General features: G+C 67.4%; 23 protein-coding genes and 2 tRNA genes. 17 read left to right on the top strand and 8 right to left on the bottom strand.

What is annotated here, in order from left to right:
• The 3 genes from NGM10_RS06515 (at position 1) to NGM10_RS06505 (ending at position 2442) form a co-directional block, all read left to right on the top strand.
• Positions 1-648, top strand: coding sequence for a protein-L-isoaspartate(D-aspartate) O-methyltransferase (locus NGM10_RS06515; protein WP_253483115.1), 648 nt, complete (start codon positions 1-3; stop codon positions 646-648).
• A gap of 25 nt (positions 649-673) precedes the next feature.
• Positions 674-1597, top strand: a complete 924-nt coding sequence (locus tag NGM10_RS06510; RefSeq protein ID WP_253483114.1) for a class I SAM-dependent methyltransferase — start codon at positions 674-676, stop codon at positions 1595-1597.
• An 86-nt stretch (positions 1598-1683) separates the two neighbouring features.
• Complete coding sequence (locus NGM10_RS06505; RefSeq protein WP_253483112.1) at positions 1684-2442, top strand: protein-L-isoaspartate O-methyltransferase family protein; 759 nt, start codon at positions 1684-1686, stop codon at positions 2440-2442.
• On the opposite strand, the gene NGM10_RS06500 is transcribed toward NGM10_RS06505, so the two are convergent.
• On the bottom strand, positions 2433-2909 hold the full coding sequence (locus NGM10_RS06500; RefSeq protein WP_253483111.1) for an Ig-like domain-containing protein: 477 nt from the start codon (positions 2907-2909) through the stop codon (positions 2433-2435). The genes NGM10_RS06505 and NGM10_RS06500 overlap by 10 nt on opposite strands.
• A 76-nt stretch (positions 2910-2985) precedes the next feature.
• Between NGM10_RS06500 and NGM10_RS06495 the strand changes: the two genes are divergently transcribed.
• The 3 genes from NGM10_RS06495 to NGM10_RS06485 all read left to right on the top strand — a co-directional run bounded on the left by NGM10_RS06495 (position 2986) and on the right by NGM10_RS06485 (position 4860).
• Positions 2986-4023, top strand: a complete 1038-nt coding sequence (locus NGM10_RS06495) for an ATP-binding protein (RefSeq protein WP_253483109.1) — start codon at positions 2986-2988, stop codon at positions 4021-4023.
• Positions 4024-4108: 85 nt separating this feature from the next.
• Positions 4109-4516, top strand: a complete 408-nt coding sequence (locus tag NGM10_RS06490; protein ID WP_253483107.1) for a fluoride efflux transporter FluC — start codon at positions 4109-4111, stop codon at positions 4514-4516.
• Entirely contained in the window at positions 4513-4860 is a 348-nt protein-coding gene (locus NGM10_RS06485; RefSeq protein ID WP_253483105.1) for a fluoride efflux transporter FluC, read from the top strand. The genes NGM10_RS06490 and NGM10_RS06485 overlap by 4 nt, the downstream gene beginning before the upstream one ends.
• 21 nt (positions 4861-4881) lie before the next feature.
• Here NGM10_RS06485 and NGM10_RS06480 read toward each other — a convergent pair whose 3' ends face one another.
• The 5 genes from NGM10_RS06480 to NGM10_RS06460 form a co-directional block, all read right to left on the bottom strand.
• Positions 4882-5094, bottom strand: a complete 213-nt coding sequence (locus tag NGM10_RS06480) for a hypothetical protein (protein ID WP_253483103.1) — start codon at positions 5092-5094, stop codon at positions 4882-4884.
• Between the two features lie 111 nt (positions 5095-5205).
• Positions 5206-5727, bottom strand: a complete 522-nt coding sequence (locus tag NGM10_RS06475; RefSeq protein WP_253483101.1) for an HPP family protein — start codon at positions 5725-5727, stop codon at positions 5206-5208.
• A gap of 90 nt (positions 5728-5817) precedes the next feature.
• A tRNA-Asp gene (locus tag NGM10_RS06470) sits at positions 5818-5890 on the bottom strand.
• Positions 5891-6003: 113 nt separating this feature from the next.
• Positions 6004-6432 (bottom strand): group I intron-associated PD-(D/E)XK endonuclease, encoded by a 429-nt coding sequence (locus tag NGM10_RS06465; protein WP_253483099.1) that lies wholly within the window; start codon positions 6430-6432, stop codon positions 6004-6006.
• Positions 6433-6599: 167 nt separating this feature from the next.
• A tRNA-Asp gene (locus tag NGM10_RS06460) sits at positions 6600-6672 on the bottom strand.
• A gap of 315 nt (positions 6673-6987) precedes the next feature.
• Between NGM10_RS06460 and NGM10_RS06455 the strand changes: the two genes are divergently transcribed.
• From NGM10_RS06455 to NGM10_RS06420, 8 genes are all read left to right on the top strand, one after another.
• The gene (locus NGM10_RS06455) at positions 6988-7215 is read left to right on the top strand and encodes a DNA-directed RNA polymerase subunit H (protein WP_253483097.1); all 228 of its coding nucleotides are present in this window, start codon (positions 6988-6990) and stop codon (positions 7213-7215) included.
• A complete protein-coding gene (locus NGM10_RS06450) occupies positions 7215-8780 on the top strand; it encodes a DNA-directed RNA polymerase subunit B'' (protein WP_253483095.1) in 1566 nt (521 codons plus the stop codon). The genes NGM10_RS06455 and NGM10_RS06450 overlap by 1 nt, the downstream gene beginning before the upstream one ends.
• A gap of 1 nt (position 8781) precedes the next feature.
• Positions 8782-10608 (top strand): DNA-directed RNA polymerase subunit B, encoded by a 1827-nt coding sequence (gene rpoB / locus NGM10_RS06445; protein WP_253483093.1) that lies wholly within the window; start codon positions 8782-8784, stop codon positions 10606-10608.
• 1 nt (position 10609) lies between these two features.
• Positions 10610-13543 carry a DNA-directed RNA polymerase subunit A' gene (locus NGM10_RS06440; RefSeq protein ID WP_253483091.1) on the top strand — a complete coding sequence of 978 codons (2934 nt, stop codon included), beginning with the start codon at positions 10610-10612 and terminating at the stop codon, positions 13541-13543.
• 6 nt (positions 13544-13549) lie between these two features.
• Entirely contained in the window at positions 13550-14743 is a 1194-nt protein-coding gene (rpoA2, locus tag NGM10_RS06435) for a DNA-directed RNA polymerase subunit A'' (RefSeq protein WP_253483088.1), read from the top strand.
• Between the two features lie 2 nt (positions 14744-14745).
• Complete coding sequence (locus NGM10_RS06430) at positions 14746-15195, top strand: NusA-like transcription termination signal-binding factor (RefSeq protein WP_253483084.1); 450 nt, start codon at positions 14746-14748, stop codon at positions 15193-15195.
• A 736-nt stretch (positions 15196-15931) separates the two neighbouring features.
• Positions 15932-16360: a 30S ribosomal protein S12 gene (locus NGM10_RS06425; protein ID WP_253483081.1), complete on the top strand. Its 429-nt coding sequence runs from the start codon at positions 15932-15934 to the stop codon at positions 16358-16360.
• 2 nt (positions 16361-16362) lie between these two features.
• Positions 16363-16980, top strand: coding sequence for a 30S ribosomal protein S7 (locus NGM10_RS06420; RefSeq protein WP_253483079.1), 618 nt, complete (start codon positions 16363-16365; stop codon positions 16978-16980).
• Positions 16981-17096: 116 nt separating this feature from the next.
• On the opposite strand, the gene NGM10_RS06415 is transcribed toward NGM10_RS06420, so the two are convergent.
• Positions 17097-17423, bottom strand: coding sequence for a cupin domain-containing protein (locus NGM10_RS06415; protein WP_253483078.1), 327 nt, complete (start codon positions 17421-17423; stop codon positions 17097-17099).
• Between the two features lie 113 nt (positions 17424-17536).
• Here NGM10_RS06415 and NGM10_RS06410 point away from each other — a divergent pair, with 113 nt between their 5' ends.
• The 3 genes from NGM10_RS06410 (at position 17537) to NGM10_RS06400 (ending at position 21583) form a co-directional block, all read left to right on the top strand.
• Positions 17537-18874: a PQQ-dependent sugar dehydrogenase gene (locus NGM10_RS06410; protein ID WP_253483077.1), complete on the top strand. Its 1338-nt coding sequence runs from the start codon at positions 17537-17539 to the stop codon at positions 18872-18874.
• Positions 18875-18976: 102 nt separating this feature from the next.
• Positions 18977-20773: an ABC transporter substrate-binding protein gene (locus NGM10_RS06405; RefSeq protein ID WP_253483076.1), complete on the top strand. Its 1797-nt coding sequence runs from the start codon at positions 18977-18979 to the stop codon at positions 20771-20773.
• Between the two features lie 6 nt (positions 20774-20779).
• Positions 20780-21583, top strand: coding sequence for a phosphatase PAP2 family protein (locus NGM10_RS06400; protein ID WP_253483075.1), 804 nt, complete (start codon positions 20780-20782; stop codon positions 21581-21583).
• Here the strand turns inward: NGM10_RS06400 and NGM10_RS06395 are convergent.
• Positions 21580-22353 (bottom strand): DUF5781 family protein, encoded by a 774-nt coding sequence (locus NGM10_RS06395; protein ID WP_253483074.1) that lies wholly within the window; start codon positions 22351-22353, stop codon positions 21580-21582. The genes NGM10_RS06400 and NGM10_RS06395 overlap by 4 nt on opposite strands.
• Positions 22354-22441 lie beyond the last annotated feature (88 nt).

Raw genomic sequence — 22441 nt, 5'->3', positions numbered from 1 at the left:
ATGCGTGGGGGAGGGGGCCCGAACTTCGAGGAGGCGCGCGAGGCGCTCGTCGAGCGCCTCGCGCGCCTCGACGACCTCGACGACTCGACCCTCGACGCGATGCGCGCGGTGGCGCGCCACGAGTTCGTACCGCCCGGCCGCCGCGAGCGCGCCTACGAGGACCGACCGCTCCCCATCGGGAGCGACCAGACCATCAGCGCGCCCCACATGGTCGCGGTGATGGTCGACCAGCTGAACCTCGACCCGGGCGAGCGCGTCCTCGAAATCGGCACCGGATGCGGCTACCACGCCGCGGTCACCGCCGAGGTCGTCGGCCCGGAGAACGTCGCCAGCGTCGAGTACCACGAGTCGCTCGCCGAGTCAGCCCGCGAGCGACTCGCCGACCTCGGCTACGGCGGCGTCTCGATTCGAGTGGGCGACGGCCACGAGGGCTGGCCCGAGCGCGCGCCCTACGACGCCGCCTACCTGACGTGCGCCGCGAGCGACTTCCCGCCGAAGGTGGTCGAGCAGGTCCGACCCGAGGGGCGCATCCTCGCGCCCCTCGGCACCTCGGTCCAGCGGCTGGTGTTCGCCCGCAAGCGCGCCACCGGGTCGGTCGACCGCGAGGAGCGCGGGCGGGTCCGGTTCGTCCCGATGCAGGAGGATTAAGCCCGGGTCGCCCCTTCACTGGGGCATGGACTACCGCGAAGCACTGCTCCTCCGGGCCGCCCGCGAGACGGGCGTCCTCGACGCCGTCACGACAGAGGCCGAGACAGCCCCTGCAGTCGCCGAGTCGGCGGGCGTGACCGAGCGGTCAGCGCGCATCGCGCTCGACGCGATGGTCGAGCTGGGGTATCTGGAAGTCCTCGGCGGCGACGAGGACGCCGAACCTCGGTACGAGATCACGAACCGCGCGCTCGGGTTCGTCGCCAAGCGGGACGTCCGCTCTATCGGTCCCGTCCCCCACACTCTCGACTGCGTCGAGCGCTGGATTCGCCTCCCGGAGACGATGGAATCGGGCGACCTCGCCGACCTCCCGCTCGACGACTGGACGACCAACTTCGCGGGCGCGATGGCGAGCGTCGACGACGCCGCGGTCCGGGCGGGCGTCACCGCCGCGGTCCACCGCACCCCCGACGCCGAGCGGGTCCTCGACGTCGGGGGCGGTCCCGGGCGGTTCGCCAAGGAGTTCGCCCGCCGGGGGTTCGACGTGACGCTGCTCGACCGCCCCGAGGTCGTCGACATCGACCGGCGGTTCCTCGAACACGAGCCCATCGAGCTGGTCGCGGGCGACGCGACCGACGACCTCCCGGAGGGGTTCGACCTCGTGTTCTGCTCGCGGGTCGCCCACGGACTCGGCCCCGACGAGAACCGCCGACTCCTCGCGAACGCCTACGACGCCCTCGACCCCGGCGGGGCGGTCGTCCTCCTCGACAGGGTCCGGGGCCGGGCCGACGGCGCCGCCCTGTTCGGCGCGCACATGCTCGCTCAGACCGAGAACGGCGACACCTACACCGAGGCCCAGTTCACCGAGTGGCTCCGCGAGGCGGGCTTCGAGGGAGTCGAGGTCCGAGACGTTCCGGGCATCGACCAGCAGGTCATCGCCGGTCGGCGATGACCTGCTGGCCGGGACGGTCGCGCGACCGACATAACCGCCCGACTGCGGCCGGGCAATTCAAGAACCTCCGGACCCACGCTCCCGATATGGAACTCGCGGTGCTGCGCGACGACATGGTCGACAGCCTCGAACACCCCTCGAAGGGGGTTGTCTCCAGCGACAGCGTGAGCGCCGCGATGCGGGCGGTCCCCCGCCACGAGTTCGTCGAGGACGACCGGCTCGCCTACGCTGACCGGTCGTTCGAACACGAGGGCACCCGGGTCCTCGCGCCCAGCACCGCCGCCCGACTGCTCGAAGCCCTCGACCCCGAACCGGGCGACTCGGTCCTCGTGGTCGGCGCGGGCGTGGGCTACACCGCGGCCGTCCTCGCGGAGATCGCGGGCGACCGGAACGTCCACGCGGTCGACATCACCCGGCCCCTCGTGCTCGACGCGCGGGCCAACCTCGCGTCGGCGGGCTACGACGGCGTGTTCGTCGACTGCCGGAACGGCGCGGAGGGCCTGCCCGAGTACGCGCCCTTCGACCGCATCCTCGTGGAGGCCGCGGCGGTCGAGCCGCCGCGCGCGCTCGTCGACCAGCTCGCGGCCGACGGCCGGATGGTCATCCCGCTCGGGGCGGGCGACCAGTCGCTGACGGTAATCGAGGGGAGCGGGGACGGTGACGCCGACACCCACGCACAGCCCCTCGGGACCGTCGCGTTCGCGCCGCTGCTCGTGGAGGGCGAGCAGTCCGGGTCCATCGAGCGCAACCGCACGGTCCGCGAGGACCGCGAGCGCGCCGAGCGCGCTCGCGAGCGCCGGACCGGCTGGGAACACGAATGGATCGACTGGGACAGTTACTCGTAGTCCTCCAGCACCAGTATCGCGGTGTTCTCCCGGTCGTCGGCGTACTCGCTTCCGGCGGGGGGTTTGATGCTCACCTCCAGAGTTCCCTCCTCCTGATTCGGCCCGAGTTCCGGGTCGAGCGCGAGCTCGGCCGTCCCGTCGTCGCCGGTCTCGCCGGTCGCGACCCCGTCGATGGTCGCCGTCGCGCTCTTGACCACGACCGTGGCGTCCGAGACCGGATTTCCGTCGGGGTCCACGACCGTAACGTCGACGGTCCCGGCGTCGGTGCCGACCACGTCCGGGGAGGGTCTGGCGTCGAGTTCCGTGACGGTGAGCCCGCTGAGTCCCGACAGCATGTTCATCATCACGCCGAGGCTGGCGACCCCGACCACGAGCGCGATGACGAGCCGAACGGGCAGGCCCTCGATGGCGCGGTCGTCTTTTCGAAAATCGTCGAAGTAGCCGTAGTAACCGAGCAGGCACGTCATGGCCCGGATTGGACCCGGCTTCGGATTTAAACCCTCGTGCGAACCCTTATGTCCGAAGCCGGGACCAAATCCGCCCGTGACCCGAATCCTCGGCCGCCGCGCCGCAGACGACCCGGACGCCCCGACCGGCCACCTCGGAGCCTACCGCGCCCGGGACGGCAGTCCCGGGGCGCGGGTCCGAATCGACCTCGACCGGCCGCACGCCGGACTCGTCGTCGGCAAGCGCGGTTACGGCAAGTCCTACACCCTCGGCGTCCTCGCCGAGGAGCTCGCCCGAGTCGAGGGGGCCGTCCCGGTCGTCGCCGACCCGATGGGGGTCTTCGAATCGCTCGCCGAGGTGGGCGCGACGGTGGTCTCGCGCCCGCGGGTGTCGGCCGCCGCGCTCGGCCCGCGGGCGTGGTGCGACCTGCTCGGTCTCGCGCCCGAGTCACCGGTCGGCGCGCTGGTCTGGCAGGCCGCCGACGCCCGCGATTCGCTGGCCGCCATGCGGGAGTTCGTCGCGGCCGCCGACACCAGGGCCGAGCGCGCGACCCGCCGGGCGGCCGAGAACCACCTCGCGCTCGCCGACTCGTGGGGCGGATTCGAGCCCGACGGCCTGACAGCCGACGACCTCCTCGGGGAGTCGGCGGTCGTGGTGGACCTCTCGGGACTCGACGCCGCGCCCGCGAACGCGGTCCTGCGCGGGCTGGCTGGCGGTTTGTACGACCGGTGTGTCCGTGGGTCTCCCGACCGCCTCCCGTGGTTGCTGGTCGACGAGGTCCACGCCTTCTTCGACGGAGTCGCGGCCCCGGCGCTCCGGACCGCGTTGACTCGCGGCCGCCAGCCCGGCGTGAGTTTCGTCGGCGCGACCCAGCGTCCGAGCGCGCTCCCCGGCGTGGCCGTCTCGCAGGCCGACCTCCTGCTGGCCCACCGACTGACCTCCCGCGCCGACCTCGGCGCGCTCGCCGACGCGCGACCCACCTACGTCGCGTCGTCGCTCGACGAGCGCCTGCCCGACGCGCCCGGCGAGGTACTGCTGGTCGACGACGCGACCGAGAGCGTTCACGCGGTCCGGATTCGCGAGCGCGAGACGCCCCACGGCGGCGGGAGCTCGCGCGCGTCCGAGATCGGCTGATGGCCGCGCGAGCCTCGAACGAGGCTCGCGCGGCCACTTCGAAAGCGGTATCTCCCGCCCGCGGTTCCTCACGCCCGAGAACCGAATGTCCGGGTCGGACGCCACCGAATCGCTCGCCGAGCGACTCCGACCGCTGGCGCTGGTCGCGGTCGGCGGCTTCGCCGGGGCCGCCCTCCGGTACGCCGTCTCGGTCGCGCTCCCCGGCGGCTTCCCGTGGGGGACGCTGGCGGTCAACGTCGCCGGGAGCTTCGCGCTCGGCGTCCTGTTCTACGAGGCCCGACTGGTCGGGCGGCTCGGCCCCCGGATGCGCCTGTTGCTCGGGACGGGCTTCCTCTCGTCGTTCACGACCTACAGCGCCTTCGCGGTCGAGACCGCCGCGCTGTCGCCCGGACTGGCGGTGGCGAACGTCGGCGCGAACTACGCGCTCGGGTTCGCGGCGGTACTGGCCGGTAGGGCCGTCGTCCGGACCGCGAGCGAGGAGGTGGCCGGATGAACCTCCTGCTGGTCGGCGCGGGGGGCGTCCTCGGCGCGCTCGCCCGGTACGCGGTCGGAGCGTGGCTTCCCGGCCGGACGCGGGACACGCTCGCGGTGAACGTCCTCGGGAGCTTCGCGCTCGGCGCGCTGACCGCGGTCGCGGCCGAGGGTGCGGCCCTCTCGACCGTCTTCGGAATCGGATTCTGCGGCGCGTTCACGACGTTTTCGAGCTTCGCGGTCGAGACCGTGACGCTCTACGACGACGGCGAGCGCCGGGCCGCGGTCCGGAACGCGGCCGCGAATCTGGTCGGGGCGCTGGCCGCGGTCGGCGTCGGCGGGTGGCTGGCGACCGCGCTCGCGTGAGGCGACCGGCGGCGGTCCCGCCTACTGAATGGACTGTCCGGGCTGCCGAAGGAGGTCGCGGACCCACAGCCCGCCGCCGAGGGTGACGAGGACGACCCCCAGCACGGAGGTCACGGGTTCGGGGAAAAACAGCAGGACGAACCCCACCACCATCAACGCCGAAATCAGCTCTTGTCTCGGGAACGAATCGTTCTCGGTCGCGTCGGTTTCGAGCCCCGCCTTACTCGCGGTCATACGCGAGCCACGTCGGCCACCCAGTTACCCCTTCGGGCAGACTTCGAGCTTCCCGCCTCGGGCAGGCCTCGCGTCGAACGCGCGACTCGGGGGTCGGACCGACCTCCCGGCCTACGCCGCGGTCCCCGGCTCGGTCTCCAACCGGGACTTCAGTCGCTCGAAGGCGAACAGGAATGCCCAGTGGGCCTCGACCAGAATCACGACGCTCACCACGATGGTCGCGGCCTGTCGCGGGGTCGAGAGCAGTCCGAGCGAGACGATGAGCGTGGTCGCGCAGGCCGGAGCGTGGTTCGTGTCGGTCGCGATCATCCCCCAACTGGTGACCGCGATGGAGACGACGCCGCTCGCGGCGAGCCGAAGCCCGTCGGGCGACAGCCCGGCGGGCGTGCTGGTGAGCGAGACGCCGTCGGCGACGAGCGCGTACGCGAGCAGTCCGGCCACCGCCCCGATGAAGTGACTGCCGACGATCCGGTAGGTCGTGATCCGCTCGCCGCGCCGGTCGAACGCGAGGATGAACGCCGAGGGACCGAGACTCGGGAAGATGAACGGCTGGCCGGTGAGCCACGCGACCAGGCCGAGCACCGTGAACAGGACGCTCGCGTAGAGGCTCGTCCCGAGCCGCCGTCTGACCATGTCCACGGGTCGGCGGCGGCAACACAAAACCGTGTCCAATCGCGTCTCGGGGCGTGAGAAGGGTCTCGGAGTTCGGTGTCAGCAGGAAAGCGCCCGAGGCGGGATTTGAACCCGCGTCACAACCGTGACAGGGTTGTATGATGGGCCACTACACCACCCGGGCTTTCCGAGTGCACTCGTTCATTTCGGCGGGCCGTATTAAGGTATGCCGATTTCGGCCGACACCGTCCCATGTTATCTATGGCCACGGTAGGTGCCGTAGAACTCGTCCGTCTCTTACGGAATCGTCCCGTCGAACTTGTACTCCTCGGCCCAATTGATAGACGGATGCGCTATCTCGGCATCGAATCGAAGCTCCATCTTCTGCTCGGTGGCGTCTTCTACATCGACCCAGTAGATAGTTCCGTCTTCGGGGTAGCGTACGAGGAAGGCGTCTATCTCGCCGTGATACGTCTTCTCGTGATACTCCCCGTCTTTGGTCGTCTGGGAGTGAGTATTGAACCGCATCGTTTCTTCCTTGTTGGCCCACGCTGTCTTGCACTGAACGCGATAGAGTCGGTTTCCGTCGTCCACGATTAGGTCGTATTTGTCGTTATCTCCGAACGGAATCGAGACGCTATAGCCGTTCGATATCAGCCTCTGAATGACTGTCGCTTCCGTTTCATCACCCTTGTCCTTCGAATTGAACGACGCGGTTCCTCCCATACTTTCTCTCACTCGCTACCCTTTATATAGTTATCCTATATCGACTATTTTTGGATTGTAGTCGATGCGTGTGGTCCGGTCGTAATGGGAGACGAATCCGGGAATCAGATTGCGGAACACCGACCGTCGCAGAGACGGACCTCTGTTGAACGAACGTCGAGAGAAAGCGCCCGAGGCGGGATTTGAACCCGCGTCACAACCGTGACAGGGTTGTATGATGGGCCACTACACCACCCGGGCTTTCGAACGCATTCTCCGGTTGTCCCCGGTTGGACTTAAGGCTTCTCAAACGAGGTCGGCGTGTCGGTGAGTCCCGATGGCGACCCCCGGTTCGAGCCTCCCGGGCGCGTCACCGCCCCAAACGATTTATACTTCGGTACAGTCCTTGTCACCACTAGGCACTCCGGCGTCGTCGGAACCCGCCGACGGGGGCGGGGTCGGATAGCTCGTGGTGCGCGCCCTACTTAGCAAGTGTTAAATGAATCGGGCGAGTAATGCCCTGTAGTATCTCGTGATAGCAATTTCTCCCTCTGCGCAGAGAATCCACCGCCACACATGGTAGACGTAAGCCAACACAAACTGGTGCCGGACCACAGCGTCGTCGACGACGAGGAGTTAGACGGCGTGATGGAGGAGTACGACATCAAACCAACCGACCTGCCGAAGATCAAACGGACCGACCCGGCGTTGCCCGACGACGCCGAGGTCGGCGACGTGATCAAGATCGTGCGCGACTCCCGAACGACAGACACCGCGACCGTGTACCGACTCGTGGTAGAATAATGAACAGGCAAGACAGACGCGCGATATCGAAGGAGTACTTCTCGAAGGAACGGCTCGCAGAACACCACTACCGCTCGTTCAACGCGTTCCTCGGTCGAGGGATGCAACAGGTGGTCGACGAGAAGGGGACCATCGACACCGACATCGGCGACAAGGAGGACGAGGAGCCGGTCCACGTCGAGTTAGGCGACGTACGAGTCGTGACCCCGCGCGTGCGGGAGGCCGACGGGAGCGAGGAGCTCCTCTACCCTCAGGAGGCCCGCCTCCGTAACATCACCTACTCCGCGCCCGTGTTCATGGAGATGTCCATCGTGAAGGGCGAGGGCGAAGACGAGCGCGTGGTCGACGCCACCGAGACCAAGGTGGGCCGGATGCCCATCATGGTCGGCTCCGAGAAGTGCAACATCGCCGGGTTCTCCGACGAGGAACTCGTCGACATCGGCGAGGACCCCGCCGACCCCGGCGGCTACTTCATCGTCAACGGCTCCGAGCGGGTGCTGATGACGAGCGAGGACCTCGCGCCGAACAAAATCCTCGCGGAGTACGACACCAAGTACGGCGACGAGATTCAGGTCGCCAAGACCTTCTCTCAGCGCCGGGGCTACCGCGCCCTCGTCCTCGTGGAGCGCACCCGCGACGGCCTGCTCGAAGTGTCGTTCCCCTCGGTCTCGGGGAGCGTCAATTTCGTGACGCTGGTCCGGGCGCTCGGGCTGGAGTCCGACGAGGAGATCGTCCACCGGGTGTCGGACGACCCCGAAATCGTGAAGTTCATGCTCGAAAATCTGGAGGCCGCCGACGTCCAGACCGAGGAGGAGGCCATCGAGACCCTCGGCAAGCGCGTCGCCTCCGGGCAGGGCAAGAACTACCAGCTCAAGCGCGCCAACTACGTCATCGACCGCTACCTCCTGCCCCATCTCCACGAGGAGGGCGTCGAGGAGGAGGACGTCCGCATCAACAAGGCGTACTACCTCTGTCGGATGGCCGAGGCGTGCTTCGAGCTCGCGCTCGAACGCCGCGAGCCCGACGACAAGGACCACTACGCCAACAAGCGCCTGAAGGTCAGCGGCGACCTGATGAAGGACCTGTTCCGGACCGCGCTCAACAAGCTGGCCCGGGACGTGAAGTACCAGCTCGAACGCGCCAACATGCGCAACCGTCAGCTGTCGGTCAACACCGTGGTCCGGTCGGACGTGCTGACCGAACGGCTCGAACACCCCATCGCGACGGGCAACTGGGTCGGCGGCCGGTCGGGGGTCTCACAGCTCGTCGACCGCACCGACTTCATGGGCGTGCTCTCGCACCTCCGCCGCCTGCGCTCGCCGCTCTCGCGGTCCCAGCCCCACTTCGAGGCGCGGGACCTCCACGCGACCCAGTGGGGTCGCATCTGTCCCTCCGAGACGCCGGAGGGGCCCAACTGTGGGCTGGTGAAGAACTTCGCGCAGGCGATGGAGCTGTCCCAGAACGTCGAGGACGAACAGGGCCTGAAACGAGAACTGGCGTCGATGGGTGTCGAGGGCATCCCCGGCATCGAGGGCGTCGATTCCACTGCATCCGCAGACGACTAACATGAGTCAGGGACGAGAAGCCAAGGTTTACGTGAACGGTAGTCTGGTCGGGACTCACCCCGACCCCGAACAGCTCGCAGAACAGGTCCGACACGCCCGCAGACGCGGCGACGTGCCCGAGATGGTCAACGTCTCGGTCAAGGAGCGGACCCGCGAGGTCATCATCAACGCCGACGCGGGTCGGGCGCGCCGACCCCTGCTCGTCGTCGAGGACGGCGAGGCGCTCATCACCGAGGAGGAGATTCGCGCGGTCGAGAACGGCGACCTCGACTTCGAGGACCTCGTCGAGCGCGGCAAGGTCGAGTTCATCGACGCCGAGGAGGAAGAGGACATCTACGTCGCGGTCGACGAGGACGACCTCACCGAGGACCACACCCACCTCGAAGTCGACCCGCAGCTCATCTTCGGCATCGGCGCGGGGATGATTCCGTACCCCGAGCACAATGCCTCTCCCCGGATTACGATGGGGTCGGGGATGATCAAGCAGTCGCTGGGGCTCCCGGCGGCGAACTACCGCATCCGCCCGGACACCCGCCAGCACCTCCTGCATTACCCCCAGCTCTCGATGGTCAAGACCCAGACCACCGAGCAGATCGGCTACGACGACCGCCCCGCCGCGCAGAACTTCACGGTCGCCGTGATGAGCTACGAGGGGTTCAACATCGAGGACGCGCTCGTGATGAACAAGGGGTCGGTCGACCGTGCGCTCGCCCGGTCGCACTTCTTCCGGACTTACGAGGGCGAGGAACGCCGATATCCCGGCGGTCAGGAGGACCGCTTCGAGATTCCGAGCGACGACGTGCGCGGCGCGCGCGGTGAAGACGCGTACACCCACCTCGACGAGGACGGCCTCGTCAACCCCGAGACGCGGGTCGACGAGAACTCGGTCCTGCTCGGCAAGACGAGCCCGCCCCGGTTCCTCGAAGAGCCCGACGACATGGGCGGTCTCTCGCCGCAGAAGCGGCGAGAGACCTCGGTCACGATGCGGTCGGGCGAGTCGGGCGTCGTCGACACGGTCACCCTGATGGAGGGCGAGGACGGTTCGAAGCTCTCGAAGGTGTCGGTGCGCGACGAGCGCATCCCCGAACTCGGCGACAAGTTCGCCAGCCGCCACGGCCAGAAGGGCGTCGTGGGCCACATCGCCCCGCAGGAGGACATGCCGTTCACCGAGGAGGGCGTCGTGCCCGACCTCATCATCAACCCCCACGCCCTGCCGTCCCGGATGACGGTCGGTCACGTACTGGAGATGATCGGCGGCAAGGTCGGAGCCCTCGAAGGTCGGCGCGTCGACGGCACGCCGTTCACCGGCGAGGACGAAGAGGAGCTCCGGTCGTCGCTCGAAGAGAAGGGCTTCAAGTCCTCGGGCAAGGAGATCATGTACTCGGGGGTCACCGGCGAGAAGATCGAGGCCGAGATATTCATCGGCACCATCTTCTACCAGAAGCTCTACCACATGGTGTCGAACAAACTGCACGCCCGTTCTCGCGGGCCGGTGCAGGTGCTGACCCGCCAGCCCACCGAGGGGCGCGCCCGCGAAGGTGGCCTCCGCGTGGGCGAGATGGAGCGCGACGTGCTCATCGGGCACGGCGCGGCGCTCACCCTCAAGGAGCGACTCCTCGACGAGTCGGACCGCGAGTGGATCTACGTCTGTGCGAACTGCGGGATGAGCGCGGTCGAGAACGTCGAGCAGAACCGCGTCTACTGTCCCAACTGCGACGAAGAGACCGACATCCACGAGATAGAGATGTCCTACGCGTTCAAGCTCCTGCTCGACGAGATGAAGGCGCTCGGTATCGCTCCGCGACTCGAACTGGAGGACGCAGTCTAACATGTCAACAGGACAAACACCCAAGGAGATCGGGAAGCTCAGCTTCGGGCTGATGGACCCCGAGGAGTACCGCGAGATGTCGGCGACGAAGATAATCACGGCCGACACCTACGACGACGACGGGTTCCCCATCGACATGGGGCTGATGGACCCGCGGCTCGGCGTCATCGACCCCGGGCTGGAGTGCAAGACCTGCGGCAAGCACTCCGGGTCGTGCAACGGCCACTTCGGCCACATCGAGCTCGCCGCGCCCGTCATCCACGTCGGGTTCACGAAGCTCATCCGGCGGCTCCTGCGCGGGACCTGCCGGAACTGCTCGCGGCTCCTGCTCACCGAGGACGAGCAGGAGAAGTACGAGTCCAAGCTCGACCGGACCCGCGAGCTCGGTAACGACCTCACCGACGTGACCAAGGCCGCCATCCGGGAGGCCCGCAAGAAGGACCGGTGTCCCTACTGCGGCGAGGTCCAGTACGACATCAACCACGAGAAGCCCACCACCTACTACGAGGTCCAGCAGGTCCTCACCAGCGAGTACTCCGAGCAGATCGCGGCCGCGATGCAGGGCAGGTCCGGCGACGACGAGGACGACGAGGAGCGCGAACCCATCGCGCCCCAGGAGCTCGCCGACCAGACCGGCATCGACCTCTCGCGAATCAACGAGATCATGTCGGGCGAGTTCCGGCCCCGCGAGTCCGACCGGAAGGCCCTCGAAAAGGCGCTCGACATCGACCTCACCGAGGAGGACATGAACAAGCTGATGCCAAGCGACATCCGGGACTGGTTCGAGGACATCCCGGACGAGGACATCGAGACGCTGGGCATCAACTCCGAGCGCTCCCGGCCCGAGTGGATGATCCTGACGGTCCTGCCGGTGCCGCCGGTCACGGCCCGACCCTCCATCACGCTCGACAACGGCCAGCGCTCGGAGGACGACCTCACTCACAAGCTGGTCGACATCATCCGCATCAATCAGCGGTTCATGGAGAATCGCGAGGCCGGAGCGCCCCAGCTCATCATCGAGGACCTCTGGGAACTCCTCCAGTACCACGTCACCACGTTCATGGACAACGAGATATCGGGCACGCCGCCCGCCCGCCACCGCTCCGGTCGGCCCCTCAAGACCCTCAGCCAGCGCCTGAAGGGCAAGGAGGGCCGGTTCCGCGGGAGCCTGTCTGGCAAGCGCGTGAACTTCTCGGCCCGGACGGTCATCTCGCCCGACCCGACTCTCTCGCTCAACGAGGTCGGGGTCCCCGAGCGCGTCGCCCGGGAGATGACCCAGACGATGAACGTCACCGAGCGCAACGTCGAGGACGCCCGCCGGTACGTCGCCAACGGCCCCGAGGGCCATCCGGGCGCGAACTACGTCAAGCGTCCCGACGGTCGTCGCCTCAAGGTGACCGAGAAGAACTGCGAGGAACTCGCGACCAAGGTCGAGGCCGGGTGGGAGGTCAACCGCCACATGGTCGACGGCGACATCGTCATCTTCAACCGCCAGCCGTCGCTGCACCGGATGTCCATCATGGCCCACGAGGTCGTGGTGATGCCGTACAAGACCTTCCGGCTGAACACCGTGGTCTGCCCGCCGTACAACGCCGACTTCGACGGCGACGAGATGAACATGCACGCCCTCCAGAACGAGGAGGCCCGCGCAGAGGCGCGCGTGCTCATGCGCGTGCAGGAACAAATCCTGAGCCCGCGCTTCGGCGAGAACATCATCGGCGCGATTCAGGACCACATCTCGGGCACCTACCTGCTCACCAACGAGAACCCCCACTTCAACGAGACGCAGGCGCTCGACCTCCTGCGAGCGACCCGCATCGACGAGCTTCCGGAACCGTCGGGCCACGACGACGACGACAGCGAGCCCTACTGGACCGGCCGAGACATCTTCTCGGAACTGCTCCCGGAGAACATGAACCTCGAATTCACGGGCACCGTCGGCGACGACGTCATCATCGAGGACGGCCAGCTCGTCGAGGGCACCATCGCCGAGGACGAGGTCGGGGAGTTCGGCGGCGACATCGTCGACACCATCTGCAAGGTGTACGGTAACACCCGCGCCCGCATCTTCATCAACGAGGTCGCGGCGCTGGCGATGCGCTCGATCATGCACTTCGGGTTCTCCATCGGCATCGACGACGAGTCCATCCCGGCGGAGGCCCAGAACCGCATCGACGAGGCCATCGACAACGCCTACGACCGCGTCGAGGAACTCATCGAGACCTACCAGAACGGCGACCTCGAATCCCTGCCCGGCCGGACGGTCGACGAGACTCTGGAGATGAAGATCATGCAGACGCTCGGCAAGGCCCGGGACTCCGCGGGCGACATCGCCGAGGACCACTTCGCCGACGACAACCCCGCGGTCGTGATGGCCGAGTCCGGCGCGCGTGGGTCGATGCTCAACCTCACCCAGATGGCTGGCTGTGTCGGCCAGCAGGCGGTTCGGGGCGAGCGCATCAACCGGGGGTACGAGGACCGCACGCTGAGCCACTACAAGCCCGACGACCTCTCGGCGGAGGCCCACGGCTTCGTGGAACACTCCTACACGGGCGGGCTCAACCCCCGTGAGTTCTTCTTCCACGCGATGGGCGGCCGCGAGGGGCTGGTCGACACCGCGGTCCGGACCTCCAAGTCCGGCTACCTCCAGCGCCGTCTCATCAACGCGCTCTCCGAGCTCGAAACCCAGTACGACGGCACGGTTCGGGACACCTCCGACACCATCGTCCAGTTCGAGTTCGGCGAGGACGGCACCAGCCCGGTGCAGGTCTCCTCGAAGGAGGACCACGACATCGACGTCGACCGAATCGCAGACCGCGTCCTCGACGAGGAGTTCGACGACGAGGCGCGCAAGAAGGAGTTCCTCGGCGAGAAGCGCCCGCCGACCAACCTCTCGGAGCATGCGGACGCCCGACAGGTCGAGGGAGACGACTGATAACCCATGACCGAATACGACGTATCCGAAGACATCGAGGCCGTCGTCGAGGACACCGACCTCCCGCGACGGCTGAAAGAGGAGGTGTACAGCACCATCGAAGCACGCGACGGGGTCACCGTCGAACAGGCCGACGACCTCGCGCGGGCGGTCGAGGGCCAGTACCTCGACACCCGCGTGGACCCGCTCGACCCGGTGGGGACCGTCTCCGCGCAGTCAATCGGGGAGCCCGGAACCCAGATGACGATGAACACGTTCCACTACGCGGGGGTCGCGGAAATCGACGTGACCCAGGGCCTGCCGCGACTCATCGAGCTCGTGGACGCCCGCAAGACCCCCGACACGCCGATGATGACGGTCCATCTGGAGGACGAGTACGCCACCGACCGCGAGAAGGCCCACGAGGTCGTCTGGCAGATCGAGGCGACCAAGATACTCGCGCTCGGTGACATCTCGACCAACGTCGCCGACATGATCGTCTCCATCGACCTCAACGAGGACACCCTCGAAGAGCGGATGATCGCGCCCGACGAGATCGCCGAGATAATCGAGGACTCGCTGGGCGTCCAGACCACCCAGCAGGGGACGGTCATCGAGTTCGGCCCGCAGGAACCCAGCTACCGGGACCTGCTCCAGTTGGTCGAACAGCTACGGGACATCGTGTTCAAGGGCATTGAGGACATCTCGCGGGTCGTCATCCGCAAGGAGCAGCTCGACGAACGCGAGGAGTTCGTCCTCTACACCGAGGGGTCGTCGTTCGGCGACGTCATCGACATCGAGGGGGTCGACGCCAGCCGGACCACCTCGAACAACATCCACGAGATCCACAAGAATCTCGGCATCGAGGCCGCCCGCGAGGCCATCATCAACGAGACGATGGACACCCTCGAAGAGCAGGGCCTCGACGACGTGAACGTCCGCCACCTCATGCTGGTCGCCGACATCATGACCAATCAGGGCACCATCGAGTCCATCGGCCGCCACGGCATCTCCGGTAGCAAGGACTCGGTGCTGGCGCGCGCGGCGTTCGAGGTCACGGTCAACCACCTGCTCGACGCCGCCATCCACGGTGAGGTCGACGACCTCAACGGCGTGACCGAGAACGTCATCGTGGGCAAGCCAATCAAGCTCGGGACGGGCGACGTGGACCTCCGGATGGGGTCGCTGTCGGGCGACGCCGAACCCGAGGCCTCCGACTGAGGATGGTCGTCACGCTCTCGGACACGGCCCGCCAGTACATCGCCCTCTTCGAGGACGAGACGGGCGCGACCGCCCGCGACTGCGTCGTCTTCGAGGACGAGAGGGACGGCGACGACGCGCCCGACGAGCGCGTCGTCTTCCTCGTCAAGCCGGGCGACATGGGCCGAGCCATCGGGTCGGGCGGCGAGAACGTCCGGAAGGTCGAGGGCCAGCTCGGCAGGGACGTGACCCTCGTCGAGGACGCCGACACGCCCGAGGACTTCGTCGCCAACGCGCTGGCCCCGGCGGCGGTGCACAACGTCACCGTCAGCGAGGGCGACGAGACGGTGGCCTACGCCGAGGTGGACACCGAGGACACCGGCGTCGCCATCGGCGAGGGCGGCCGGAACATCCTCGCCGCCGAGAAGTTGGCAAAGCGACACTACGACATCGACGACATACAGCTGACGTAGGTTGGATTCTCCGTTTCTCGGCTTCTCTTTGCGGCCTTCCGTTGAGGCAGGGTTCGTGAATTCTCGCGTTCCACGGCGGGCGAGCGATGGAAGTGAGCGAGTGGGTTCTCTAGATACCGGGAGTCGCTAGCCCCGTTCGACTCGACGCGATAGGAACTCGACTCGACGCGATAGGAACTCGACTCGACTCGGTTCCACTCGACGCGACGACTGCGCCGGAGAAGCTAGCGACTCCCGGCACCTATGAGGACCGCACCGCGACCGCAGGCCACGACCCTCCCCAACCGACTCCCTCGCTCGCTCCCTTCGGTCGCTCGCTCAGTCATCCCTCGCACGCCTTGGTGCGGCCCCAGACCGCCGGGGCCGCACCAGCGCGCGCCGGGTGGACCAGTCCACGGAGCGACGACCGGTGGAACAATCCACGAGGTGGGACTGAAAGGGGCCGCCCGCTCGCGGTCACGCGAGCGGGCGGGGGCTTTCGAGGACTGAGTAGTTTCGTAGTTGGCGTCGATTCGAATGTGACCCCCGCTTCCGAAAATAGAAATCCAGAACCCGCAGTTTTCCCCCGAACCCCGAACCACTAGCTCTCGGCGGCGAATCGGCCCTAAGCGACGAGCAGAACCATTCGCTGAAACGGGCTCAGATTCCGTAATCGACCCCTCTCGGGCGACCTGCGGCCGTAACTCCGTCTCGAAAGAGGGAGGCTTAAGTAGCTCCGTCGGATAGTCCACGCCATATGGCGAACGGCAAGTACGCAGCGCGAAAACTCAAGAAGGACCGCCAGAATCACCGGTGGTCCGACTCCGATTACGCCCGACGCGAGCGCGGCCTCAACGTGAAGTCCGACCCCCTCGAAGGCGCGCCGCAGGGCCGAGGTATCGTTCTGGAGAAGGTGGGCGTCGAGGCCAAACAGCCCAACTCCGCCATCCGGAAGTGCGTCCGGGTCCAGCTCATCAAGAACGGCAAGCAGGTCACCGCGTTCTGCCCCGGCGACGGCGCGATTTCGTTCATCGACGAGCACGACGAGGTCACCATCGCGGGCATCGGCGGCGCGAAGGGCCGCGCGATGGGCGACCTCGGTGGCGTCAACTACAAGGTCGAGAAGGTCAACGGCGTGAGCCTCGAAGAACTGGTCCGCGGAAACGCCGAAAAGCCGGTGCGATAACCATGGCGGCAGAAGACCAACCCGACCCCGACGCGCCCGTCGCGACCGACGAGGAGACCGTAGGCGATGCGAAGCTGTTCGGCGAGTGGGACGTCACGAACGTCGAGTACAGCGACCCCTCGACCGAGCGCTACATCAACGTCACGCCGGTCGCCCACACGATGGGCCGCCACGCTGGCAAGCAGTTCAAGAAGAGCGAGGTCTCGGTCGTCGAGCGGCTCACCAACCGCCTGATGCAGACCGAGGAGAACACCGGCAAGAAACAGCAGACGCTCAAGATCGTCCGCGACGCGTTCGAGACCATCCACGAGCGCACCGACGAGAACCCGGTGCAGGTGCTCGTCGAGGCGGTCGAGAACGCCGCCCCGCGCGAGGAGACCGTCCGCCTGAAGTACGGCGGCATCTCGGTGCCGAAGGCCGTCGACGTCGCGCCCCAGCGCCGTGTCGACCAGTCGCTGAAGTTCATCGCCGAGGGCGTCCACAGCGCGTCGTTCAAGACCTCGACCGACGCCGCCGACGCGCTCGCCGACCAGCTCGTCGGCGCGGCCAACTACGACGTCCAGACCTACGCCATCAACCAGAAAGAAGAGAAAGAGCGCGTCGCGGCCGCGGCCCGCTAAGCGGATTTCTCTGCTTTCGTTCTCCACGTTCCGATAGCGGCGGCGCTCGGCGGAGCGCCGCCGCTATCGGTCGGTGAGTCGTCGGGGACGCTATCGGTCGGCGAGTCGTCGGCGAGTCACTCCCCGGACGCCCCGACCAGCACGAACTGGCTCTCGGTGTCGCCGTTCCGAATTTGCCGGGTCGCGTCGGCCGGAATCCGGAGCGCCTCGCCGGACTCCAGTTCCACGTCCTCGCCCTCGACCGAGACCGTCGCCGACCCCTCCAGCAGGACGTACACCTCCTCTTGGCCGTCGTCGGCGTGGTCGTGTTCCTTGCCGGTCCAACCGGGGTCGGCGTCGAGGACGGTCACGCCGAGTTTCTCGCAGTCGAGCGGGTCGCGGAGGAAGCGCAGTCCGTCGGCGATGGGGTCCACGTCGCGCGAATCCACCTTGGTGTACGACATGTGCGAGCGGACGGCACGGAGGGGCTAATAGCTGGTCCCGACCCACCCCGTCGGTCGTTCCCACGGCCGAGCCGAATGGATATCTTTTAGGTGTGCCTAAATCACCGGTGGGTATGGACGGAGTTCCGACGACCTCCAGACGGCACTTCCTCGCGGCCGCGGGCGCTACCGCGCTCGCTGGCTGTGGGAAGGTCGAAGTCGGCGAGCCGACCCCCGAGTACGACTACGAGGTGACCCACGACGAGACCGAGTGGGAGCGCTACGACCCCGACTGGGAGGGGCCGACCGACCCGCCGCTCCCGGCCGACGTCGAGGTCGAGGTGCTGGTCGAGAACCTCGAAATCCCGTGGGACCTCTCGTTCGCGCCCACCGGCGAACTGTTCGTGACCGAGCGGACCGGCCGGGTCCACGAGTTCGACGGCGGCGACCTCCAGCGGATCGCGGCACCCGACTCGGTCATCGACGCCGAGGCGCTCTCGCCCGGACCCGACGACGAGCCCCACTGGGAGACGTGGTTCGTCGAGGGCGGCGAAGGCGGCATGCTCGGGGTCGCGGTCCACCCCGAGTACCCGGACGCCCCGTTCGTCTACGTCTACTTCACCGCGGAGACCGACGACGGCACGGTGAATCGGGTCGTCCGATACGACATCGACGCCGACGACCCGGCAGACACCGCGGAGGTCCTCGTCGACGACATCCCGGCCGACACCGTTCATAACGGCGGGCGAATCGCGTTCGGCCCGGCGAACTACCTCTGGGTCACGGTCGGCGACGCGGGGGACCCCGACCTCGCGCAGGACCCCGACGCGCTCCCGGGGAGCGTCCTCCGACTCACGCCCGACGGCGAGCCACATCCGGACAACCCCGACGCGGGCGACCCCCGGGTGTTCACCTACGGCCACCGGAACCCGCAGGGCATCGCGTGGCTCCCGGACGCTCGGCCCCTCGTCACCGAACACGGCCCGGACGGCCGCGACGAGGTGAACCTCCTCCGGGCGGGCGAGAACTACGGCTGGCCCGAGGTTCGCACGCGCGAGGAGTACTCCGAGGACGACGCCTACGCCCACCCGCTGGTCAACACCGCCGAGGAGTCGTGGGGCATCTGCGGTTGCGTCTTCTACACCGGCGAGACGGTCCCCGAGTGGACGAACCGGCTGGTCGTCGGAACGCTCATCGGCCAGCACGTCAACGTCGTGACGCTCAACCGCGAAGGCGAGGGGCCGCCCCGCGACGGCGACGCCGAGGCGTACGACGACTCGTGGTACGACGACGCGCTCGCGGCCACCTCCCACCGAACCTTCGAGGACGTGCTCGGCAGGGTCCGCCACGTCGAGCAGGGACCCGACGGTCACCTCTACGCCATCACGTCGAACCGCGACGGTCGCCCGCGCGGCGACACGTTCCCACGCGAGCGCGACGACGTGCTCGTCCGACTCGGTCCCGCGGAGTGATTCCGTTCGCCGCGAATCCGAACGTGGCGGTTTCCTGCCCCGATTCGGGAAATACCGTCAGGTCTATACCCGAGCACTTGTAATGGGCCTGACCGTAGCTGGATGGGGCAAGAAGATACGATGCTCGACGACGACGGAAGCCGACTCGACGGTCGCAGGCGCGCGCTACTCGCGGGTGTTGCGGGCGTCGCGACCGCGAGTACCGCGGGGTGTGTCCGACGCGTCCGAAGCATCGCCAATCGCGACCCCTCCCGACAGGTGTCGCTCGAAGTGAAGACGGTCCCCGCCGACATCGACTCGCAGGCGGCCCACATCGCTAGAATCGTGACCGAGCGCCTGACCGAGGTCGGCATCGACGCGAGCGTGACGCCGATGGACGAACAGGAACTCCTCCGCGACGTGCTCATCAACAAGGAGTTCGACATCTACGTGGCCCAGCACCCCGGATACGACGACCCGGACTTTCTGCGCTCTCTGCTCCACTCCAAGTACATCGAGGAACCGGGGTGGCAGAACCCCTTCGGGTACTCCGACCTCGACGTAGACGAACTCCTCGACGTTCAGCGCCGAAGACACGGCTCCGAACGCCACGAGACGCTGGCGGAACTCCAGGAGACCGTCGCCCAACAGCAACCGTTCACCGTCGTCGCGTTCCCGGACGACGTGTGGGGCGCTCGGACCGACCGGTTCGAGGGCTGGAACCAGTACGGACTCGGTCGACCGCTCGGCTACCTCGCGCTCGACCCAGTGAGCGACGACGCAGAACGGGTGGACTTGCTGGTGACCGACGACAGGCTGACCAAGAACCTCAATCCGCTGGCGACCGAGTTCCGGAACCGGGGAACGTTCACGGGACTGCTGTACGACCCGCTCGCCCGGCGCTACGACGAGAGCCTGCGACCGTGGCTCGCAGAGGACTGGGAGTGGACCCACGACGCGAGCGACGACCGACCAGTCGCCAGCGTCACCCTCCGCGAGGACGTGACGTGGCACGACGGCGAGTCGCTCACCGCCTCGGACGTGGTGTTCACCTACCGATTCCTCGCCGACACCTCGCTCGGTAGCGACGACGGCCCGGTTCCGGCACCCATGTTCCGGTCTCGGGTGTCGCTGGTCGACAACATCGAGCAGGTCGACTCTCGGACGGTCGAGATAGCGTTCGTCCCCAGCGACCCCTCGGTCGCCGAACGCGCGTTCACCGTGCCGATACTCCCCGAGCGCATCTGGGAGTCGAAGTCGAGCGACGCCGACGTCGCGGGCATCGACCTCGGCGACCGGACGACCGAGGCGGTCGTCTGGGACAACCCGGAACCGGTGGGAAGCGGTCCGTTGCAGTTCGAGGAGAAGGACGCGGCCGAGCAGGTGGTGTTCTCGCGATTCGACGACCACTTCCTCCACGACGACTCGGACGACGAACGCCCGCGGTTCGAGGTCGGCTTCGAGGAACTCGTGTTGCAGGTCGCTCCCTCCGAACCGTCGGCCGTCGAACTCCTCGAAACCGAGGAGGCCGACGCGATGGCGTCGCCCGTCTCACCGAGTATCGTCCCCAGACTCGCCAGAAGCTCCGACATCAATCTGGTCGTCGAGACCTCGCGGTCGTTCTACCACCTCGGGTTCAACGTCCAGCGGCCACCGCTGGGGAACCCGCGGTTCCGTCGAAACGTCGCCCGACTGCTCGACAAGGAGCACGTCGCCTCGGAGGTGTTCGACGGCTACGCCATACCCGCCGCGAGCCCGCTCGCAGTCACCGACTGGGAGGCGTCCGACCTCTCGTGGGATGGCGAGGACCCCGTGCTACCATTCTTTGGCTCCGACGGCGAACTCGACGTCGAGGCGGCCCGCGAGGCGTTCCGTCAGGCGGGATACCGATACGACGGCAACACGCTCGTGAACCGGTGACCTCGAATGCTTCCCGTTCGCATCATCGCACAGGTCCTGTTCGTCGTCTTCGCCCTGATCGCGGTCGCCAGCCCGGTGTTCGTCGGTCTGGCGCGCCTGTCCCGGATTCCGGCGACGGCCCGACAACGGTTGCGAGCCGTCGGGCCGTACGTCGCGGTGCTGGTCGCCCTCCTCGCCGTCAACAGCGTGGTCCGGGACTTGGGTCCCGAGTTCTCGTGGATCGTCGGCTACAACGTCACCGGCATCATTCACGCCATCGAGGGGCAGTTCGTCGCCCACCTCCAGTCGACGCTGGCGTCGCCGATGCTCACGGCGTACTTCTCGTACGTGTACGTCTACGGCTACGCCTTCCTGCTCATCTTCCCGGTGGTGGCGTACTTCGCGCTGGAGGACACCGAGCCACTGCGCCAGACCATCGTCGCCTACTCGCTCAACTACGGAATCGGCGTCCTCTGCTATCTGGCGTTCATCGCGTACGGGCCGCGGAACCTCATGCCCGAGATGGTCGAGGGCCTGCTGTTCACGACCTACCCCGAGTACAAGCTGCTGACGGCGGAGGTCAACAGCAACACCAACGTCTTCCCGTCGCTACACACCTCGCTGTCGGTCACGGTCGCGTTGCTCGCGGCCCGGACCCGGGAGGTCTATCGCGGGTGGTTCTACGTCGCGACGCTGTTGGCGGCCAGCATCACGTTCTCGACGATGTATCTGGGCATCCACTGGGGGACCGACGTGATCGCGGGCATCCTCGTCGCGGTCGGTAGCGTCCGGTACGCCGAGTCGCCGCGATTCGAGTTCGACCGCTTCTAATCGGCCGCCCGCCCGGGGTCGCCAACCGCGTACTCGCGGGCCGCGTCCACGAGGTTGCGGCGGTATTCGCTCTCGTCGGGGTCGGGTCCCAGCGACTCGAACCGGCGCTTGAACCCCCACAGGTCCACGTCGGTCGCGTCGTCGGCCGCCGCGTGCGCGAGGTCGTAGAGGCGGTGGTCCCCGTCGACGAGTCCGTGGCGCTCGACCAGCGCCAGCGCGAACGCGGCGTTGACCGCGGTCATCTCGGGGTCGGCGGTGCTGGTGATGCGGAGACCGTCCCGGTCGCCCGCCGGGCCGTGGCGTCTCGGCGTGGGCCGGTCGGCGACCGCGGCCGCGAGTTCGGATTCGAGGAACGACACCAGTTTGTCGGTCGGGCCGACCCGGAGGGTGATGTCGTCTGCGTAGATGTCCTTCATGTGGTTGGCGATCTGGTAGCAGTGGGTCACCCGCCTGCGCTCGACCGACGTGCCCGAGAGCGCGAGGAACAGGACCTCCTCGGTCGATTGGGTGTGGGAGGGATGGGCCTGCTCGTGGCGCGCCATGTGGGCGTACTCGTGGAGGGCGAGTTCGCGCGCCATCGCGCTGGTGGCGGCCTGCCGGGAGATGTTCAGGACGTGCCTGCCCTCGGGATGGGCGGTCCACGTCCGCTCGTCGGGGCTGTCGCGGACGTGGACGTGGACCGGCCGGTCGAGGTCGTAGCCGGTCTCGAAGAGGTCGCGGGCGCGGAGAAACGGCGCTGACGGACCGGGCTCGTGGACGTGAACATCCATGCGTACGATTAGCAAGGCTTCGTCGGACAAGACTCTTGCGTTGGTTGTGAGTGTTTCACAGGGCTTGCGGCCGGTTTGGCCGGATTCG

Origin of the sequence: Halorussus salilacus, from assembly GCF_024138125.1 — an archaeon.
GTDB classification, from domain to species: domain Archaea; phylum Halobacteriota; class Halobacteria; order Halobacteriales; family Haladaptataceae; genus Halorussus; species Halorussus salilacus.
Note: the sequence above shows the minus strand (reverse complement) of the source record. Positions and strands in the feature narration are given on the sequence as shown.

What these genes read in the sequence shown, in the direction of transcription:
- NGM10_RS06515 (WP_253483115.1), top strand. Translation starts at nt 1, where the DNA reads ATGCGTGGGGGAGGGGGCCCGAACTTCGAGGAGGCGCGCGAGGCGCTC.
- NGM10_RS06510 (WP_253483114.1), top strand. Translation starts at nt 674, where the DNA reads ATGGACTACCGCGAAGCACTGCTCCTCCGGGCCGCCCGCGAGACGGGC.
- NGM10_RS06505 (WP_253483112.1), top strand. Translation starts at nt 1,684, where the DNA reads ATGGAACTCGCGGTGCTGCGCGACGACATGGTCGACAGCCTCGAACAC.
- NGM10_RS06500 (WP_253483111.1), bottom strand. Translation starts at nt 2,909, where the DNA reads ATGACGTGCCTGCTCGGTTACTACGGCTACTTCGACGATTTTCGAAAA.
- NGM10_RS06490 (WP_253483107.1), top strand. Translation starts at nt 4,109, where the DNA reads ATGTCCGGGTCGGACGCCACCGAATCGCTCGCCGAGCGACTCCGACCG.
- NGM10_RS06485 (WP_253483105.1), top strand. Translation starts at nt 4,513, where the DNA reads ATGAACCTCCTGCTGGTCGGCGCGGGGGGCGTCCTCGGCGCGCTCGCC.
- NGM10_RS06480 (WP_253483103.1), bottom strand. Translation starts at nt 5,094, where the DNA reads ATGACCGCGAGTAAGGCGGGGCTCGAAACCGACGCGACCGAGAACGAT.
- NGM10_RS06475 (WP_253483101.1), bottom strand. Translation starts at nt 5,727, where the DNA reads ATGGTCAGACGGCGGCTCGGGACGAGCCTCTACGCGAGCGTCCTGTTC.
- NGM10_RS06465 (WP_253483099.1), bottom strand. Translation starts at nt 6,432, where the DNA reads ATGGGAGGAACCGCGTCGTTCAATTCGAAGGACAAGGGTGATGAAACG.
- NGM10_RS06455 (WP_253483097.1), top strand. Translation starts at nt 6,988, where the DNA reads ATGGTAGACGTAAGCCAACACAAACTGGTGCCGGACCACAGCGTCGTC.
- NGM10_RS06450 (WP_253483095.1), top strand. Translation starts at nt 7,215, where the DNA reads ATGAACAGGCAAGACAGACGCGCGATATCGAAGGAGTACTTCTCGAAG.
- rpoB (WP_253483093.1), top strand. Translation starts at nt 8,782, where the DNA reads ATGAGTCAGGGACGAGAAGCCAAGGTTTACGTGAACGGTAGTCTGGTC.
- NGM10_RS06440 (WP_253483091.1), top strand. Translation starts at nt 10,610, where the DNA reads ATGTCAACAGGACAAACACCCAAGGAGATCGGGAAGCTCAGCTTCGGG.
- rpoA2 (WP_253483088.1), top strand. Translation starts at nt 13,550, where the DNA reads ATGACCGAATACGACGTATCCGAAGACATCGAGGCCGTCGTCGAGGAC.
- NGM10_RS06430 (WP_253483084.1), top strand. Translation starts at nt 14,746, where the DNA reads ATGGTCGTCACGCTCTCGGACACGGCCCGCCAGTACATCGCCCTCTTC.
- NGM10_RS06425 (WP_253483081.1), top strand. Translation starts at nt 15,932, where the DNA reads ATGGCGAACGGCAAGTACGCAGCGCGAAAACTCAAGAAGGACCGCCAG.
- NGM10_RS06420 (WP_253483079.1), top strand. Translation starts at nt 16,363, where the DNA reads ATGGCGGCAGAAGACCAACCCGACCCCGACGCGCCCGTCGCGACCGAC.
- NGM10_RS06415 (WP_253483078.1), bottom strand. Translation starts at nt 17,423, where the DNA reads ATGTCGTACACCAAGGTGGATTCGCGCGACGTGGACCCCATCGCCGAC.
- NGM10_RS06410 (WP_253483077.1), top strand. Translation starts at nt 17,537, where the DNA reads ATGGACGGAGTTCCGACGACCTCCAGACGGCACTTCCTCGCGGCCGCG.
- NGM10_RS06405 (WP_253483076.1), top strand. Translation starts at nt 18,977, where the DNA reads ATGGGGCAAGAAGATACGATGCTCGACGACGACGGAAGCCGACTCGAC.
- NGM10_RS06400 (WP_253483075.1), top strand. Translation starts at nt 20,780, where the DNA reads ATGCTTCCCGTTCGCATCATCGCACAGGTCCTGTTCGTCGTCTTCGCC.
- NGM10_RS06395 (WP_253483074.1), bottom strand. Translation starts at nt 22,353, where the DNA reads ATGGATGTTCACGTCCACGAGCCCGGTCCGTCAGCGCCGTTTCTCCGC.